The organism is Paraniabella hibiscisoli (assembly GCF_022512515.1).
In the GTDB taxonomy this organism is placed as follows: domain Bacteria; phylum Bacteroidota; class Bacteroidia; order Chitinophagales; family Chitinophagaceae; genus Niabella; species Niabella hibiscisoli.
In genome coordinates, this window is the sequence record NZ_JAKWBK010000001.1 from 2,924,486 (window position 1) to 2,941,164 (window position 16,679).

15 protein-coding genes and 2 pseudogenes are annotated in these 16,679 nt (G+C 43.9%); 16 read left to right on the plus strand and 1 reads right to left on the minus strand.

Going from position 1 to position 16,679, the window contains the following annotated elements; genetic code table 11:
• The first annotated feature begins 64 nt into the window (after positions 1 to 64).
• From MKP07_RS18325 to MKP07_RS18395, 16 genes and pseudogenes are all read left to right on the plus strand, one after another.
• Complete coding sequence (locus tag MKP07_RS18325; protein ID WP_240848472.1) at positions 65 to 727, plus strand: Gfo/Idh/MocA family protein; 663 nt, start codon at positions 65 to 67, stop codon at positions 725 to 727.
• Between the two features lie 86 nt (positions 728 to 813).
• Positions 814 to 1,053, plus strand: coding sequence for a hypothetical protein (locus MKP07_RS18330; RefSeq protein ID WP_240848473.1), 240 nt, complete (start codon positions 814 to 816; stop codon positions 1,051 to 1,053).
• 35 nt (positions 1,054 to 1,088) lie between these two features.
• A complete protein-coding gene (locus MKP07_RS18335; RefSeq protein WP_240848474.1) occupies positions 1,089 to 1,445 on the plus strand; it encodes a hypothetical protein in 357 nt (118 codons plus the stop codon).
• Positions 1,337 to 2,857: a glycoside hydrolase family 2 protein gene (locus MKP07_RS18340; protein WP_240848475.1), complete on the plus strand. Its 1,521-nt coding sequence runs from the start codon at positions 1,337 to 1,339 to the stop codon at positions 2,855 to 2,857. Before MKP07_RS18335 ends, MKP07_RS18340 begins: the two co-directional genes overlap by 109 nt.
• Positions 2,785 to 3,495: a DUF4982 domain-containing protein gene (locus MKP07_RS18345; RefSeq protein ID WP_240848476.1), complete on the plus strand. Its 711-nt coding sequence runs from the start codon at positions 2,785 to 2,787 to the stop codon at positions 3,493 to 3,495. Before MKP07_RS18340 ends, MKP07_RS18345 begins: the two co-directional genes overlap by 73 nt.
• Before the next feature lie 495 nt (positions 3,496 to 3,990).
• Complete coding sequence (locus tag MKP07_RS18350) at positions 3,991 to 4,944, plus strand: glycoside hydrolase family 95 protein (protein ID WP_240848477.1); 954 nt, start codon at positions 3,991 to 3,993, stop codon at positions 4,942 to 4,944.
• A complete protein-coding gene (locus MKP07_RS18355; RefSeq protein ID WP_240848478.1) occupies positions 4,935 to 6,467 on the plus strand; it encodes a glycosyl hydrolase family 95 catalytic domain-containing protein in 1,533 nt (510 codons plus the stop codon). Before MKP07_RS18350 ends, MKP07_RS18355 begins: the two co-directional genes overlap by 10 nt.
• 25 nt (positions 6,468 to 6,492) lie before the next feature.
• The gene (locus MKP07_RS38920) at positions 6,493 to 7,533 is read left to right on the plus strand and encodes a glycosyl hydrolase (RefSeq protein ID WP_262919358.1); all 1,041 of its coding nucleotides are present in this window, start codon (positions 6,493 to 6,495) and stop codon (positions 7,531 to 7,533) included.
• 5 nt (positions 7,534 to 7,538) lie between these two features.
• A complete protein-coding gene (locus MKP07_RS38925; protein ID WP_262919359.1) occupies positions 7,539 to 9,011 on the plus strand; it encodes a glycosyl hydrolase in 1,473 nt (490 codons plus the stop codon).
• Positions 9,012 to 9,052: 41 nt separating this feature from the next.
• A complete protein-coding gene (locus tag MKP07_RS18365; RefSeq protein WP_240848479.1) occupies positions 9,053 to 9,208 on the plus strand; it encodes a hypothetical protein in 156 nt (51 codons plus the stop codon).
• Between the two features lie 178 nt (positions 9,209 to 9,386).
• A complete protein-coding gene (locus MKP07_RS18370; RefSeq protein WP_240848480.1) occupies positions 9,387 to 10,562 on the plus strand; it encodes an alpha-L-fucosidase in 1,176 nt (391 codons plus the stop codon).
• A gap of 23 nt (positions 10,563 to 10,585) precedes the next feature.
• A complete protein-coding gene (locus MKP07_RS18375) occupies positions 10,586 to 10,771 on the plus strand; it encodes a hypothetical protein (RefSeq protein ID WP_394803670.1) in 186 nt (61 codons plus the stop codon).
• A gap of 1 nt (position 10,772) precedes the next feature.
• Positions 10,773 to 11,699, plus strand: a complete 927-nt coding sequence (locus MKP07_RS18380; RefSeq protein ID WP_240848481.1) for an alpha/beta hydrolase — start codon at positions 10,773 to 10,775, stop codon at positions 11,697 to 11,699.
• A gap of 30 nt (positions 11,700 to 11,729) precedes the next feature.
• A complete protein-coding gene (gene uxuA / locus MKP07_RS18385; RefSeq protein ID WP_240848482.1) occupies positions 11,730 to 12,860 on the plus strand; it encodes a mannonate dehydratase in 1,131 nt (376 codons plus the stop codon).
• Positions 12,861 to 13,022: 162 nt separating this feature from the next.
• Positions 13,023 to 13,669: pseudogene (locus MKP07_RS18390) on the plus strand (sialate O-acetylesterase).
• Positions 13,670 to 13,759: 90 nt separating this feature from the next.
• A complete protein-coding gene (locus tag MKP07_RS18395) occupies positions 13,760 to 14,704 on the plus strand; it encodes an aldo/keto reductase (protein ID WP_240848483.1) in 945 nt (314 codons plus the stop codon).
• A gap of 53 nt (positions 14,705 to 14,757) precedes the next feature.
• Here the strand turns inward: MKP07_RS18395 and MKP07_RS42710 are convergent.
• Positions 14,758 to 16,541: pseudogene (locus tag MKP07_RS42710) on the minus strand (DUF3472 domain-containing protein).
• Between the last annotated feature and the right edge of the window lie 138 nt (positions 16,542 to 16,679).

Sequence of the window (16,679 nt, forward strand, 5' to 3'; positions counted from 1 at the left end):
GTCTTAAATTCTTAATGTTTAACCTGTTCTTATTGGCTTACTTTGCGCAATAACTCAAAATAAAATGACACAGCAAATAAACTGGGGAATCATAGGTTGCGGCGATGTAACTGAAGTTAAAAGCGGACCGGCATTCAATAAAGTACCTAACTCTAAATTGATAGCCGTGATGCGTCGCAATGCAGAAAAAGCTGCAGATTATGCACAGCGGCATGGAGTGCCTAAATGGTACAGCAATGCTGATGAACTCATCAGTGATCCTGAAATAAATGCGGTGTATATAGCCACACCGCCTAATACGCATGCAGCCTATACAATGGCAGCCTTGCTTGCAGGTAAACCGGTGTATGTGGAGAAGCCCATGGCCATGAATGCTGCAGAAGCTCAGCAAATGTTTGACTATGCCGTAGAAAAGGATGTAAAACTCTGCGTGGCGCATTACCGTCGCATGCAGCCCATGTTCTTAAAAATAAAATCGTTGATCGATAGCGCCGCAATTGGCGAAATACGTTTTGTTCAACTGCAGCTTTTGCAGAGTCCGTCGGCCAACCTTATAGCACGTTCAGAAGAAAACTGGCGTACCAACCCGGCGCTTTCGGGTGGTGGTCTTTTTCATGATTTGGCTCCTCACCAGATCGACCTGATGTTGTATCTTTTTGGCGCCGTAAAAAATATTCCGGTATTGCCATCAATCAAACCAAGGCCTCCCAGGCAGATGACCTGGTAAATGGTTCTATACTTTTTGAAAATGAGATTTTATTTAACGGAACCTGGTGCTTTTCTGTTAATGAACCCGATGCTGCTGATATATGCATGATCTACGGATCGGAAGGGAATATTCGTTTTGGCTTTTTCGGTCATAAGGTTTACCTAACCGTCAATGGGCAAACGGAACTATTAGAGTTCGAGCCCCTACAACATGTAGAGCAGCCTATGATCGAAAGAGTAGTCAGCTATTTTCGGGGCGAGGGAGAAAATCCCTGTAATGGAGCTATTGGTGCAGAAGTTATGGGAATTATCGATGCTTTTACCGGAACAACTGCCTCCGGATAAAATAGTTTATAGAAGTTTAAAAAATACTTATGTACGTGAAATTGTTGTGGACGCTCTGCATAGCTTTGTTATGCAGCCTGCCTCTTATTGCCCAGGAAAAGAGTTCAGGGCCTCGCTTAAAGCAGCTGTTAAATTTTGACTGGAAATTTCATCTGGGTGACCTCCCCGGTGCGCAGGGGGCAACATTTAATGATGCACAATGGCAAAAGCTGGATCTTCCACACGATTTCCAGATCAATCAGCCCTGGGTAGAATCCGGGGAGGGGCCCGCGGCTTTAAAGCCATGGGTATCGGCTGGTATCGCAAAACTTTTAAAGCTGATCCTGCATGGAAAGGAAAGAAAGTGCTGGTCGATTTTGAAGGTATTATGGTTACCGGGGATGTATGGCTAAATGGTGAAAAAATAGGTGGAACGGATTATGGGTACCTTGGCTTTGAATTGGATATTAGTCAATTGCTGAAATACAATACAGATAATGTACTGGCAGTACGTGCATCCACCGGCGATAAAGGTGGTTCCCGCTGGTATACAGGTGGTGGATTATTCAGAGATGTGCATTTGATCGTTAAAAATGATATAGCTATTGCCCGTCATGGCGTGTTCGTCACTACCCCTCAAATTACGGAGCAGGCTGCCCGGGTGAAAGTGCAGGTAGAGCTGGAGGGTATCCGCAATAAAGAGTATCCACTGGAAATTCAAACAGCTATTCTTTCGCCGGAAGGTAAACAAATAGCAGTTACAAAAACCCAGACTCCCCTGCGCAATAAACTAAAAACGGTTGAAGTTACGCTGCCCGTTATGAATGTGGATCAGCCGCAGTTATGGTCATGCGAAACCCCGCATCTATATACAGCAGTGGTTACATTGATTTTGGATGGCAGGCCGGCAGATCGTGTTGCTGAAAAATTCGGTATCCGCACTATTGAGTTTGACAAGGCATTCGGCTTTAAGCTGAATGGCAAAAAAGTATTTTTAAAAGGTATTGCCAATCACCATGATCTAGGTGCGGTAGGTGCTGCTGCTCATGAAACCGCTATAGCACGTCAGATGGATCTCTTAAAAAAGTTTGGATATAATCATATCCGTACTTCCCATAATCCGTATTCTGAAGCGTTTTTAAGACTGGCTGACGAAAAAGGAATTTTGATAGTAGACGAACTCTACGATAAATGGAGCAATAAAGACTATTGGCCTGGCCGTAAACCCTGGACAGAACTATGGCCTGGCAATTTAACTGAATGGATCAAGCGTGATCGAAACCATCCTTCGGTGATACTCTGGTCTTTCGGTAATGAGCTGCAGATGAGGGAAGACCTGGCTGGCTATCCTACAGGTGATTGGGGTGTAACCACTTACCAGATGATGAATGTTTTGGCCAGGCGTTATGATCCTACCAGAAAAACGACGGTAGCTATGTTCCCTGCAAGGGCAGGTGGGGTTGGTAAAAGCGATAAGGATTTTAATACGAATATTGTTCCGCCCGAACTGGCAACGGTGACAGATGTGGCGAGTTTCAACTACCGCTGGTATAATTATGCGGATTATTTGAAACATGCACCGGATATGAATATTTACCAGAGCGAAGCCACAACCAACGAATTGCTGGCGCCCTATTTTGGAATGGATCGCGATAAGATGGTGGGCCTCGCTTATTGGGGCGCTATTGAATATTGGGGCGAGTCTAACGGCTGGCCCAAAAAGGCTGGGCTTTTTCCTTCTTTAATCATGCATTGGAGCCGCTTCCACAGGCTTACCTGGTTAAAAGTGCTTTTGAAGAGGCTCCCCTGGTTCACATCGGGGTAATGGATAGTGAAAAAGAAAATATAGAATGGAATGATATCACCGTAGGGCACCTGCCGCTTTCCGCCCACTGGAACAGGGCTGCAGGCAGCAAACAAAACCTGTTTACTTTCACCAATGCAGAAGAAGTGGAATTGTTAGTAAACGGGAAGTCGATAGGTGTTCAAAAAAATAATATAACCGATACCGCGAAACGCAATATGATTTATTGGCAGGGAGTGCCCTATCATGCAGGGAAGGTGGTTGCCATCGCCCGTACCGGTGGTAAAGAAATAGCACGTCATGAACTGGAGACTACCGGGAAAGCCGTGGCTTTAAAAATGGAGATAGAAAACAGGGACTGGAAAGCTGATGGTAAGGAACTGCAATATGTGAACGTGTACGCAGTAGACCGCAAAGGCCGGCGTGTATTTACTGCGGACAAAGGGGATGTGAGTTTTGAAGTATCCGGTGCTTCTCGTCTGATTGCCGTTGATAATGGAGATCATTTCAGTAACGAATTATTTAACGGCAATAAGAGATCGCTGCATAATGGTTTTGCAATGGGTATTTTACGATCGGCGCAAACAGCTGGTGTGGTCGGTATTAGAGCTTCTGTTCCTGGTTTAAAAAGCGCAGAATTGAAAATGACAACAAAATAATAAGCACCGTGAGTGACAGTTTTATGGTTGGGTAGTTGATATTGAAGGATAAGGTTCTATTCAATTTAGAACCCTCCGGCGGAGTAATAGATATATCTTTTAAATAGATTTCAGCGTCCACATGAAATCAGGCAATGATTAGCGTCCCTACTTGGCCGTAATTCCTACCTTAGGAAATCATACCTGGGGACATGGTCCGCGTCGTCATAAATAACGCCTTAGCCATGGTTCGTGTCCTCACGAATCATACAGCCGAATCATAATTTTCAGGATGAAGCAGGACGGTTGTTAACAGGATGGCCTTATCTTTAAGGCTTCCTCAGTAATACTATAATACGCCTGATGAAGATTGCTGCTTTACTATTGCTACTCATTGTTGGCCGAGGCCCTTGTCCTCACAAATCAAACGTGTAGCTACTGCAGGGATAAATTCTGAATATAAAATGCTTGTTATATGAGATATTTTTTACAGCCTTTTTATTATTCATCGTTTGGATGAGTCATGCTCAAAACCATCATGAAAATCTTAAACTATGGTATAATAAACCTGCTACAAGATGGGTGGAGGCGTTGCCGGTAGGCAATGGGAAAATAGGGGCGATGGTTTTTGGTGGGGTAGAAGAAGAGCTTTTGCAGCTCAACGAGAGTACGCTTTGGAGCGGTGGCCCCGTTAAAACAAATGTCAATCCGGATGCCTATTCTTACCTGGAGCAAGTGAGAACTGCTTTGCTAAAGGAAAAAGATTATGCTAAAGCATATAGGCTGACCCGTAAAATGCAGGGTCTGTATTCCCAATCTTACCTGCCTTTGGGAGATATTAAAATAAAACAGCGTTTTAGCGGAAGCATTGCAGCTACAAATTATCATCGTGAGCTCGACATTGCAAATGCGATCGCGCGCACCAGTTTTACTGTAGGCGGCGTGGATTTTGAAAGAGAGATTTTCACCTCCTCCCCAGGCAATATTATGGTGGTACGTATTGCAAGTAAGAATAAAGGTGCATTGCAATTAGATATAGCTACACAATCGCAGTTAAAATATAGGCCCTCTGTAGAAGCTAATAATGAATTGGTGATTAATGGGAAAGCCCCTGCTAATGCTTATCCCAGTTATTATAAGCCGAAAGATCGGGAGCATATTTCTTACGAAGATGTTTCTGGTTGCAATGGTATGCGTTTTCAGTATCGTATGAAAGCGGTATCGAAGGACGGCAGAGTGCTTACCGATACATCGGGCATACATATATCTAACGCAACGGAAGTCCTGCTGTATGTTTCGGCTGCTACCAGCTTTAATGGTTTTGATAAATGCCCGGATAAAGAGGGTAAGGATGAAAAAGCATTAGCTGCATCTTTCGTTAATAAGGCTTCAGTAAAGGGTTTTGCCGCTTTAAAAAAGAACATCTGGCTGATTACCAGCAATTTTTTAACAGGTTTGATATGCAGGTAAAAGATACGGTACCTGATAATCCTGCTAACCGACTGCCTTCTGATGAAAGATTAAAAGCCTATACCGTTGGGGCCTATGATCCGGGTATGGAAAGACTTTACATGCAGTTTGGCCGCTACCTGCTTATTTCATCTTCCAGGCCCGGTGGCCCGCCCGCTAATTTACAAGGTATATGGAATAAAGAATTGCGACCACCATGGAGCTCTAACTACACTATTAACATTAATACGCAGATGAACTACTGGCCTGCCGAAGTAACGGGTCTGTCGGAAATGCACTTGCCTTTACTGGAATGGATTAAGAATTTATCGGTTACGGGTACAGTTACGGCCAGGGAGTTTTATCATACCCGGGGTTGGGTGGCGCATCATAACTCCGATATCTGGGGACTGTCGAATGCAGTAGGTGATGAGGGTGCCGGTGATCCCAAATGGGCCAACTGGTATATGGGCGGCAATTGGCTGAGCCGTCATATATGGGAGCATTATTTATATACGGGTGATAAAGTCTTCCTGAAAAAATATTACCCGGTGATGAAGGCCGCTTCCGAGTTCTCGTTGGACTGGCTGGTGGAGGATGATAAGGGCTATTGGGTTACCGCGCCATCAACAACACCCGAAAATAGTTTTAAAGATGTCAATGGTAAAGGACAGTCGGTTTCGGTGGCTACCACTATGGATATGTCCATCATTCGCGACCTGTTTACTAATACAGTAGAAGCCGCAAAAATATTGGGCATAGATCAAGCATTTAGTGATACACTGACCGCAAAGCGGCAAAAGCTATCACCTTTGAAAATAGGTAGTAAGGGACAATTGTTAGAGTGGAATGAAGATTTTGAAGAAGAAGAACCACTGCACAGGCATGTATCTCATTTGTACGGCTTGCACCCCGGCAAAGAAATGACGCCTTTCGAAAATCCTCAGTGGTTTCAGGCGGCAAAGAAAACATTGCAGTTGAGAGGCGACGAAGGCACCGGCTGGAGCAAGGGGTGGAAGATCAACTGGTGGGCGAGGCTGTTGGATGGTGACCATGCTTATACACTGATCCGTGAATTATTGACCTATACAGATCCTGCCAAGTCTGGAGGAGCTGGAGGTACTTATCCTAATTTCTTTGATGCGCATCCTCCCTTTCAAATTGACGGCAACTTTGCCGGTACCGCAGGCATGGCAGAAATGTTATTGCAAAGTCACCTGGAAGAAGTGCATCTGTTACCAGCCTTACCTTCGGCCTGGAGCGAAGGCTGGGTAAAAGGCTTAAAAGCCAGGGGCGGATTTGAAATAGCGATGCAATGGAAATCGGGTAAACTGATTAACGCTAATGTTCAATCTTTGAATGGCAACGATTGTGTGCTTCGTACAGTCCGCCCAGTTACTTTAAAAGGCTTGCAGGTGAAATCGGTGCCGGATCATGGTTGGTATATCACCCGGTTTAAAACGCAAAAAATAAAAGTTATACGGTTATCACCTTGTAGCATAGACAGTGCAAATACTTATTTGAATTATAAAAAGATTGGATGAAGAAATTATTTTTTCCTGTTTAATAATGTTAGGCGCAAGCCAGTTAATGGCCCAGGTTCAATGGCCCGCTATCACGCAACAGGCCAGGCCCTGGACCCGTTGGTGGTGGATGGGGAGTGCCGTTGATAAAAACAATATCAGTAACCTGTTGCAGCAATATAGCCAGGCAGGACTCGGCGGCGTGGAAATTGTGCCTATTTATGGCGCCAAAGGTTACGAGAGCCGATATATAAAATACCTGTCACCTCAATGGATGGAGATGCTGGATCATACAGTAAGCCGTGCCAAAGCCTTAAACATGGGGGTATATATATCCGTAGGCACCGGCTGGCCTATCGGCGGTTCTCATGTAACCAAAGAAGATGCGGCGTCAAAAGCGTTGGTGCTGCAATATGACCTGAAAGCCCATACAGCATTGCAGGATTTGATTGTGGTAAATGATCCCAAGCAAAAAGACGGCGCTGTTTTAAGTGTGCTGATGGGGTATAATAGTGCAGGACAGGCCACGGATTTAACCGGTAAAGTAGACGCTGCCGGAAAATTAAATTTTAAGGCAAGCGAGGATTTAAAGTTATTTGCTTTGTTCAACGGTAAAACACGTCAGGCGGTTAAAAGGGCAGCGCCGGGTGGTGAAGGATTTACCATTGACCATTTTTCAAAAACAGCTACTGCCAATTATTTTAAAGCATTTGACGCGGCTTTTGGCCATAATTCACATGGTGTTAAAGGCTTCTTTAACGATAGCTATGAAGTATACGGAGCCAATTGGACGCCCGGGTTTTTTAGTGAATTCAGCAAACGCCGGGGATACGACCTGAAACAGTATATAAACCTCCTGTTTTCCGATGGAAAAGATGATAGTACGGCACGCATTAAATCTGATTACCGCGAAACGATGGCGGACCTGATGCGGGAGAACTTTTCAACCGTATATACCAACTGGACGCACCAGCGTAAAGCGCTTTCCATTAACCAGGCCCATGGTTCTCCAGGTAACCTGCTTGATCTCTATGGGGCTTTTGATGTACCGGAAACTGAAACCTTTGGTAGTAGCTTTTTCCTATAAAAGGCTTGAGACGTGATAGTGCTGATATCAGGAATGTGGATCCCGATCCCAATATGTTGAAATTTGCGTCATCTGCTGCCCATGCTTATGGAAAGCCATTAACCAGCTGTGAAACTTTTACCTGGTTGAGTGAACATTTTAAAACCTCCTGGAGCCAGTGTAAGCCTGAAGTAGATCAGGTCTTTCTTTCGGGCATCAATCATGTATTTTATCATGGTACAACTTATAGTCCTGCCGATGCCAAATGGCCGGGCTGGTTGTTTTATGCATCAGTAAACTTTGTTCCCAACAATAGTTTATGGCCGCATTTAAAAGGATTGAATGATTATATCGCCCACTGCCAGTCGGTACTGCAGGCTGGTATGCCAGATAATGAACTGGCCATCTACTGGCCTGTATATGATATATGGCATAATGCAAAAGGTATGGATAAACCGCTGTCCGTGCATCATGTAGATGATTGGTTGCATCCGACGGCTTTTTATAAAAACCTGGTGTCTTTGCAGAATGAAGGTTATGCGCTGGACTTCGTCTCCGATAAAATGTTGGAACAGGCTAAGGCTAACGGAACACAGTTTGGTATTGCTCCTAAGGGTGGTCAACATAAAGCATTGCTAGTCCCTGCGGCTGAGAAAATGCCCGTAGCTACTTTTAAAAATATTGTCAGACTGGCATCCGAAGGGGCTTCTGTTGTAATAGAGCAATTTCCAAAGGATGTACCGGGCTATAAAGATGTGGAGCAGCAAAGACAGGAATTGAAACGGCTGATTGATGGCTTATCGTTCTCTGAGAATAATAAGTTGAAGCTTGCTGCAGTGGACAAAGGCAAGATCATTGTTGGTAATATGCATGATGCTTTGGCTCACTTAAAAATAGACAGGGAAGCTATTGCTGATAATGGTTTGAAATTCATTCGCAGAAAACTGTCTGATGCACATTACTATTTTATTGTGAACAATACAGCTAATGATTTCGATAAAGCTATTACTCTTCAGAATAGTGCAGCAACTGTTTTGGTAATGGATCCGGTTAGCGGATTAGTAAATAAAGTAGCACATCAAAATGATAACGCCACAACGGGCTTCCGGCTACAGTTAAAATCGGGTGCATCTGTAATCATAAAACTTACGGACAAGAAAGAAGAAGCAACTGCTTATAAATATTCAGAACCCGCGGGAGAAGCAATTCAACTGCAAAATAATAAATGGACATTAAGCTTTAAAGAGGGCGGGCCCGAACTACCAGCAACACGCCAGTTGGCGGGTGTGAAACCGTGGACCGATTTTACAAACGATCCCCGCACACAGGCTTTTTCCGGAACAGGTGTGTACACCACTTCCTTTGTTCTGAAAAATAAAGCAGCAGATTACCTGCTGCAGCTGGATCAATTATATGAGTCAGCAAGGATTATTGTTAACGGCAAAGATGCCGGATTGATCTGGAGCCTGCCTTTTGAAAAAGGATCGGCCAATATTTAAAGCCAGGCAATAATACTATCAACATTGAAGTATGCAACCTGATGGCCAACCGTATCCGCAATATGGATTTAAAAGGTGAAGTATGGCGCAATTACCACGAGATCAATTTTGTAAATATCAACTATAAAGATTTCGATGCCGGTAAATGGAAAGTACTGCCGTCGGGATTAGGGGGACGGTTCAATTGGTGCCGTTGAAATAGGAGGCAGCTAGATACAGAAATGGATGTCATGGTGAGCCTGACGAACCATGTTCATGATCGAAATACTCCCATGTATTGATTGGCATCTGTACCAATTAATAATCTGAAGACTCTAAACAAAACAGGTGCATGAAAAATAATAAGCTTAAAAAATATCTCTTTCTCTGTTATGGATGGCGAGTGCCCTTACCGCCAATAGCCAGCCAAGCCCTTATCAACCAACCTGGGAATCCGTAGGCAACCATAACCCCGTACCCGAATGGATCAGGGATGCCAAGTTTGGTATTTACTGTCATTGGGGTGTATACAGCGTACCAGCTTACGATAATGAGCAATACTATTATTACATGCACCAGGATTCTTCTTATGATAAAATGGGTACCTGGCGTAGACAGGAAGCGTTATACGGGCCTTTGTCTAAGTTTGGCTACCATGACTTCATTCCCATGTTTAAAGCAGAGAAATTTGACGCGAACGAATGGGCGCAATTATTTAAAGAAAGTGGCGCCCGTTTTGCAGGAACGGTAGCCGAGCATCATGATGGCTTTTCTATGTGGGATAGCAAGTATACCCCTTTCAACGCCAAAAATATGGGACCTAAAAGGGACGTGATCGGTGAGCTGGCCACAGCTATCAAATCCCGCGATATGAAGTTCTTTGCATCCTTACATCATCCTACCAACTATACCTATCTTAAAGTAAAGCCGCACTGGGCAGCTGCCGATCCTAAGTTTAAAAAGATGTATGGCTCGCAGATGAAGCATGAAGAATGGCTGCAGATGTGGCAGGATAAGAGCAATGAAGTGGTAAATAAGTATCATCCGGATATCATGTACTTCGATATCGGTCTCGACCAGATACCGGATCCTTACAAATTAAACTATATAGCCAACTATTTTAATGAGGGGCATAAACATAACCAGGAAGTGATCATTACTTACAAGAATAAAGAGCTGCCCACCAATGTAGGTATGCTCGATCATGAAAGTCGTAACCCTGATAAAATAGAGCCAACACCCTGGCTTTGCGATTACGCAATTGGAACCGGTTATCATTATTCCTGGGGCTATGTAAAAGGCATGCAGATCAAAACCGCAAAAGACATCATTCATAAACTAATAGAAGTAGTGAGTAATAACGGGCAGATGTTATTGAATCTTTCGCCAATGGCGGATGGCAGCTTTCCGCAGGATCAGAAAGATGTGATGGCTAATGTGGGTGTTTGGCTTTGGTCTTACGGTGAATCGATCTATGGTACACGGCCTTATTCGATAGCTACAGAAACCACGGCACAGGGATATCGGGTTTATTATACAAAAAAGATAAAGCTTTATATACGATCTTTTTAGACTGGCCTCGTAATGGTGAGTACATACAGCTGAAAAAGCTGGGACTGGCAGATACTAAATCGGTAGTGAAATCCGTAACAGTATTAGGTTTAAAAGAACCTGCTAGCTGTAGCTTTACACAAACGAATGAGCAGCTATTGATCACCATACCTCATAAAACACGCACACCATCTGATATTGCTCAGGTATTAAAAGTTGAATTGGAATAAAATGAAAAGTAAACACATACTTAAGGCGTTGTTGATCCTTTTAGGGATGCAGTCAGCGATCTGCCTGCAAGCCCAGGAAAAGATAGTACTCTGGTCCGAAGGAAAAATGCCTAATAGCAAGAGACTGCAAATAAAAGACAGTATTGTAAAAGAGTATTTGTTTACCACTACTGAGCCGCGGATCTATGCGTATCCGGCGGCCAAGGAAAAAAATACAGGTTCAGCCATCCTGATTGTCCCCGGTGGTGGCTACCTGAGACTCCCTGCCGATTACTCAAAAAATGCAACTGCTTTATATTACCAGTCAAAAGGAATTAATGCTTTTGTGCTTTGTCATCGCCTGCCGGGCTCACAGGATCTGATCAATCCTGAAAAAGCACCTTTGCAGGATGCACAGAGAGCGATGCGGTTGATACATGCCAATGCTGCTAAATGGGCGATCGATACCAGCCGGATAGGGGTAGCTGGCACTTCGGCGGGTGGCCATGTGGCATCCAGCCTGGGAACGCACTTTGAAGATGTGAGTGCCATTGGAGATGAGCTGGATCACTATTCATTTCGTCCCGATTTTATGATCCTGGTTTCAGCTGTCATTTCTTTCAAAGAGGATATAGCACATAAAGGCAGCCGCGACCGTCTTATCGGGGCCGCACCGCCTGAGCGCCTCGTAGCTTTATACTCCAATGAGAACAGGGTTACGACATTTACTCCACCTACATTGCTGATCCATGGTAACGACGACCGCACCGTGTCTTCATTAAATAGTATGGTATTCTACCAGGCATTAAAAGGAGCAGGAGTCAACTCGTCCTTACATATATTTCCTTATGGAGGGCATGGCTATACGGTAAATAAAAATCCTGGCTCTGCGAATATGTGGCCCGAAATTACTTTAGAGTGGCTAAGAGAAATGAAATACATACAATAGTTATCTTAGCGGACCAAAAAAGAATTACGAATGAAATTATTTGAACAAACATGGCGCTGGTATGGCCCTAGTGATCCGGTTTCGTTATGGGACGTGAAACAGGCTGGTGCCACCGGTGTAGTAACAGCTTTGCATCATATTAAAAACGGGGAAGTATGGACAGTGGAGGAAATTCAGAAACGCAAGGCGGAAATTGAAGCCGTGGGCCTTACCTGGTCGGTGGTAGAAAGTGTACCGGTTCATGAACATATTAAAACGCAGGAAGGGGCGTATTTAAAGTATATCGATAACTATAAGCAAAGTATCCGCAACCTGGCAGCATGCGATATTCGTATTGTTACCTATAATTTTATGCCCGTATTAGACTGGACACGTACCGACCTGGCTTATACGATGCCTGATGGATCCAAAGCACTACGCTTTGAAAGAGCTGCTTTTATAGCTTTTGATGTGTTCCTGTTAAAGCGTCCCGGCGCAGAAAAAGATTATGCTGAAGTAGAGTTAAACAAGGCAAGGGTAAGACTGGAAAGCATGAGTGAAGAAGAAAAGAGCACACTTGTAGGGAATATGATCGCAGGCTTGCCTGGGGCAGAAGAAAGCTTCACCCTCGAAGAATTTCAAAAACAATTAGATCGGTATAAACGTACGGATGCAGAAAGGTTAAGAGCTAACCTGATTCATTTCCTATCAGAAGTGGCACCGGTGGCGGATGAAGTGGGCGTGAAACTGGCTATTCACCCGGATGATCCTCCTTATGCGATCCTGGGCCTGCCCCGGATCATGAGCACAGAAGCTGACTTTCAACAATTGGTAGCAGCTGTTCCTAATGCTTCTAACGGGCTGTGTTATTGTACGGGTTCTTTTGGAGTAATTGCGCAGAATGATTTGCCTGCAATGCTACACAATCTGGGTGATAGGGTTAACTTTATTCACCTGCGTTCTACTCAACGAAATGAGGACGGCGATTTCTACGAAGCAAATCACCTCGAAGGCGATGCCAATATGTATGCAGTGATGAAAGAACTCGTGCTGCTACAACAAAAACGACAAGTGTCTTTGCCGGTTCGCCCCGATCATGGCCATCAGATGGTAGATGACCTGCGCAAAAAACAAATCCGGGATATTCCTGTATTGGTCGTTTGCGTGGGTTGGCTGAGTTAAGAGGCCTGGAAATGGGCATTGCTCATTCGATATTATAGTATGAAGTGTATCCTTAACATATGTGGCGGTATCATATCTTGCCTGCTGACTATCAGTTCAGCAGCCCAATCTGAAAAGCCAGATAGTAATATCCACCTATACCTTTTGGTGGGACAATCTAATATGGCTGGGCGGGGTAAACCCGATGCGCAAAGCAGGTTGACTAATGAAAAGATCCTGATGTTGGACTCAACGAATAACTGGGTGCCGGCAACGGACCCCGTTCATTTTGATAAACCCAAAATGGCGGGGTGGGACCGGCTATTAGCTTTGCTAATGAAATGCTGGGCGAAAACAAGGATATTACTATCGGCCTGATTCCCTGTGCCTGGGGTGGATCGCCCATAAAGGTTTGGAGCCCCGGAGCTACCTATTTTAATGCGCATCCCTACGATGATGCCATACAGCGTACAAAAATAGCCATGCAAAAAGGAGTGTTGAAGGGTATCATCTGGCACCAGGGAGAAGCTGACAACGATTCGCTGAAATCTAAACAATACCTGCAGGAACTGGTATTGTTAGTACAGCGTTTTCGTAAGGGCTTCTCCAATGATAAATTGCCTTTTGTAGCAGGTGAAATCGGCTATTTTAATAAACGGAATTTTATTAATGCAGTCATCAATCGGCTACCCGGGGAGCTACCCTATGCATCTGTTGTTACTGCCAGGGACCTGGTCGATAAGGGCGATCATCTGCATTTTGATACACCATCGGCACGGGAACTGGGAAAACGATATGCGAAATCCATGAAGCTGTTACAGGCAAAATGATTTCAGTTTGTTTTGCTATAATACCTGTTTCTTTCAACCTTTTTATAGAACCAGTGTTTTTTATAAACATATCCTATAAAAATAAAATAAATGAACAAGGTTAAAATTTCGAATACCAATCTGGAGATAGCTCCGTTAAATTTTGGTGGTAATGTATTTGGCTGGACCTTAGACGAGCAGCAATCCTTTGATATACTGGATGCTTTTGTAGATAAGGGCTATAATTTTATCGACACCGCAGATACCTATGCCTGGTGGGTAAATGGTACTGGCGGACAGTCAGAAACGATCATTGGTAAATGGATAAAAGCCCGCAATAACCGCGATAAGATTGTGCTGGCAACTAAAGTAGGTTCGGAAACCAAAGAGCATGGTTACGATATCAGCAAAGCGCATATCTTAAATTCGGTTGATGAGTCTCTGCAACGTTTACAAACCGATCATATTGATTTGTATTATACCCATTTCGACGATAATAAAACCCCGGTAGAAGAAACCTTGTCGGCTTATGATGAAATAATCAAGGCGGGGAAAGTAAGGTATATAGCTGCTTCCAATCTATCTCCTGAAAGACTGGTAGCCTCTTTTGAGGCTTCAGAAAAAAATAACCTGCCCCGCTATGTAGCATTGCAGCCGCATTATAACTTGGTGGAACGGGAAAAATATGAAAAGGAATATGCGGCTCTTGTGCAACAATATAATTTGTCGGTATTCCCTTACTGGTCCCTGGCTGCAGGTTTTTTAACAGGTAAATATCGCAGCGAAGCTGATTTTAATAAAAGTGCACGAGGGGCCGGTGCTGCAAAATACCTGAACGAAAAAGGAGTAGCCGTATTAGACGCTTTAGACCAGGTTGCAGCCCGTCATAACAGTACACCAGCAACTGTTGCTTTAGCCTGGTTGTTAGCACAACCTGGTATAGCAGCGCCTATTGTAAGCGCCACTAGCAAAGACCAGTTGGAAGCTTTATTTGCGGCTCCAGAATTATCACTTTCGCAAGAAGACCTGGTTGCGTTAGATAACGCAGGTAGTTAGATATAACTTTTAGAATTAATAAAGCCCGGCAACCCGGGCTTTATTAAAACAAACTACTCAACAATAGCAGTCACGGTTGTTGAGTAGGTTGTGTTGCCATTCTGATCTACCTGTGCAATCCTGATAAATATTTTTTCTTTTTCGTCGTTGGTTAGAGCTTCAGCCGGGTTTTTGTCACAGGCCTGTATACCTGCAGTTAAGAAGAGGCTTGTAGCAAAAGCAAAATTTCTAAAATTCCTTCTTTTAAAATTTATGCCTATAAAGCCTATAACTAAAAATGCAGCGAAAGCAGGGATACCCAGTTTTCCGGCTATATCAGAAACATTGATATCAAAACTATAGTCAATAGCGGTGCTGGAATTGCCGTTAGCGGCTTTAGAGTTGATAGTTCCTATTTTTTTAAACACAGTACCGTTTACTGACGCCTCGATATCAAAAAAGTCATTGTTAGTTTCTGCCAGACTGTTCCAGTTTACCTTGAGGATATCTGCTTTAATATGGGCGTTTATAATGCCAAAGGTTACCGGAAGTGCCTGTGCTTCTGCTTCAAGACTGCTCAGGTCTACATCCGGGGTTGGCTCTTCAGGCATATGGAAGCTTGTGTTTATGTTTGGCCCATAGTCGTTAAAGAATCCATTATGTCTCATAAAGAAAGCTCCGTTTTCTATTCCTCCCTGGTAGTCCTGCCTGTTGTTACCCTTAGCTATACCATCTGGTATAAACGTGGCTGAAGTGGAGGGCGTCCACGATCCGGAAGTAGCACTTTCCTTGAACCAGAAGTTGCTATAATATGCTTTGCTGGTTAAGTAGCCGTTTTCAGGATTAAAGCCTTCCAGGAAAGACCCGGGACTTGCAACGTAGCTGTTAGTATTGGGTCTTCTGAAAGTGGCAATAAATTTCCAGGAACCTGACTCAGGTGCATAAAACCAGGCTGAATACAAAGTATTACCTGCCCCATCGGGTACAATTTTCGTTAAAAACCGTACTTATTACCCGTTATCCATTGAAAAGGAAATATGGTATTAGTGCCTTCTCCTTCACCGCTAAAACTGCCTCCGGCTACATTATCTCCGGTCTTCACTACCACCGTACCACCGTTACTCATATCTGATGGATTCCAAACTGAAAAAAGAACTCTTCTTTCCGTTTCGCTATTCACCTGTATGCCCATGTAGCCACCAGAGAAGCCATTAGACATATAGTAAGTTCCGATGGGATCATTACCTGCCGGTACCATAAGTTCGTGATACATCCATTGATAATTTCCAGACGGCTTGGCAAAACTGAGGTTAAGCGATGAACCCCGGCGCACCCAGTAGAACCCCGCGCCAGGGGTTGTAGAAGGTTCGGCAGCGTACACCGGCGCAACGGCGGTGGCATCACCCCCAATCATAATATCCATAACATCAGCAACGATACTTCCGGCCCTCGTTGTGCCCTGTATGTCAATTTTGATATAGCCCGTGTCAGTAATATTTACCGTACCGAAATAGTGATCGGTATAAGCAGTAGCCGCGGGAATGCTTTTACTGAACGATTGCCCGTTTACCGTCAAACGGATCGTATTGGTTTGAGGACCCTTGGCTCTTATTCCTACATTCAGCGTGCCAGTGTTTTTAATTTTAACATAAGTGCTGATTACAGTTGAAAGGTGAATCCAACTGGTTATGCCATAGGGCGAGTAATGATTGATTTTAGCACCCGGTTTTGATCCCGCAGTAATATAAGAATTCCCACCAGTGGGGACATTAATTAATATCCGGTCATCTGCCATAATTCTGGTAAACGACGCGATCAAAAAAGCAGCTAATAGCAGGGTGAATTTTGTTTTCTTCATAATAATTGGTAATTTTTTGAAAAAGCAAGACAGTAAACGGGTGTAACGATCGCAACTTAAAAAATGCTGACAAGCAAGCGTTAAAGTTTTTGGTTGCTTTCAACCTAACTGTTCCGATATAGCAACTAAACTAGTATA

Excerpts from the sequence above, each read along its gene's own strand:
- MKP07_RS18325 (WP_240848472.1), top strand. The coding sequence starts at position 65 with ATGACACAGCAAATAAACTGGGGAATCATAGGTTGCGGCGATGTAACT.
- MKP07_RS18330 (WP_240848473.1), top strand. The coding sequence starts at position 814 with ATGATCTACGGATCGGAAGGGAATATTCGTTTTGGCTTTTTCGGTCAT.
- MKP07_RS18340 (WP_240848475.1), top strand. The coding sequence starts at position 1,337 with ATGGGTATCGGCTGGTATCGCAAAACTTTTAAAGCTGATCCTGCATGG.
- MKP07_RS18350 (WP_240848477.1), top strand. The coding sequence starts at position 3,991 with ATGAGTCATGCTCAAAACCATCATGAAAATCTTAAACTATGGTATAAT.
- MKP07_RS18355 (WP_240848478.1), top strand. The coding sequence starts at position 4,935 with ATGCAGGTAAAAGATACGGTACCTGATAATCCTGCTAACCGACTGCCT.
- MKP07_RS38920 (WP_262919358.1), top strand. The coding sequence starts at position 6,493 with ATGTTAGGCGCAAGCCAGTTAATGGCCCAGGTTCAATGGCCCGCTATC.
- MKP07_RS18365 (WP_240848479.1), top strand. The coding sequence starts at position 9,053 with ATGGCCAACCGTATCCGCAATATGGATTTAAAAGGTGAAGTATGGCGC.
- MKP07_RS18370 (WP_240848480.1), top strand. The coding sequence starts at position 9,387 with ATGGCGAGTGCCCTTACCGCCAATAGCCAGCCAAGCCCTTATCAACCA.
- MKP07_RS18380 (WP_240848481.1), top strand. The coding sequence starts at position 10,773 with ATGAAAAGTAAACACATACTTAAGGCGTTGTTGATCCTTTTAGGGATG.
- uxuA (WP_240848482.1), top strand. The coding sequence starts at position 11,730 with ATGAAATTATTTGAACAAACATGGCGCTGGTATGGCCCTAGTGATCCG.
- MKP07_RS18395 (WP_240848483.1), top strand. The coding sequence starts at position 13,760 with ATGAACAAGGTTAAAATTTCGAATACCAATCTGGAGATAGCTCCGTTA.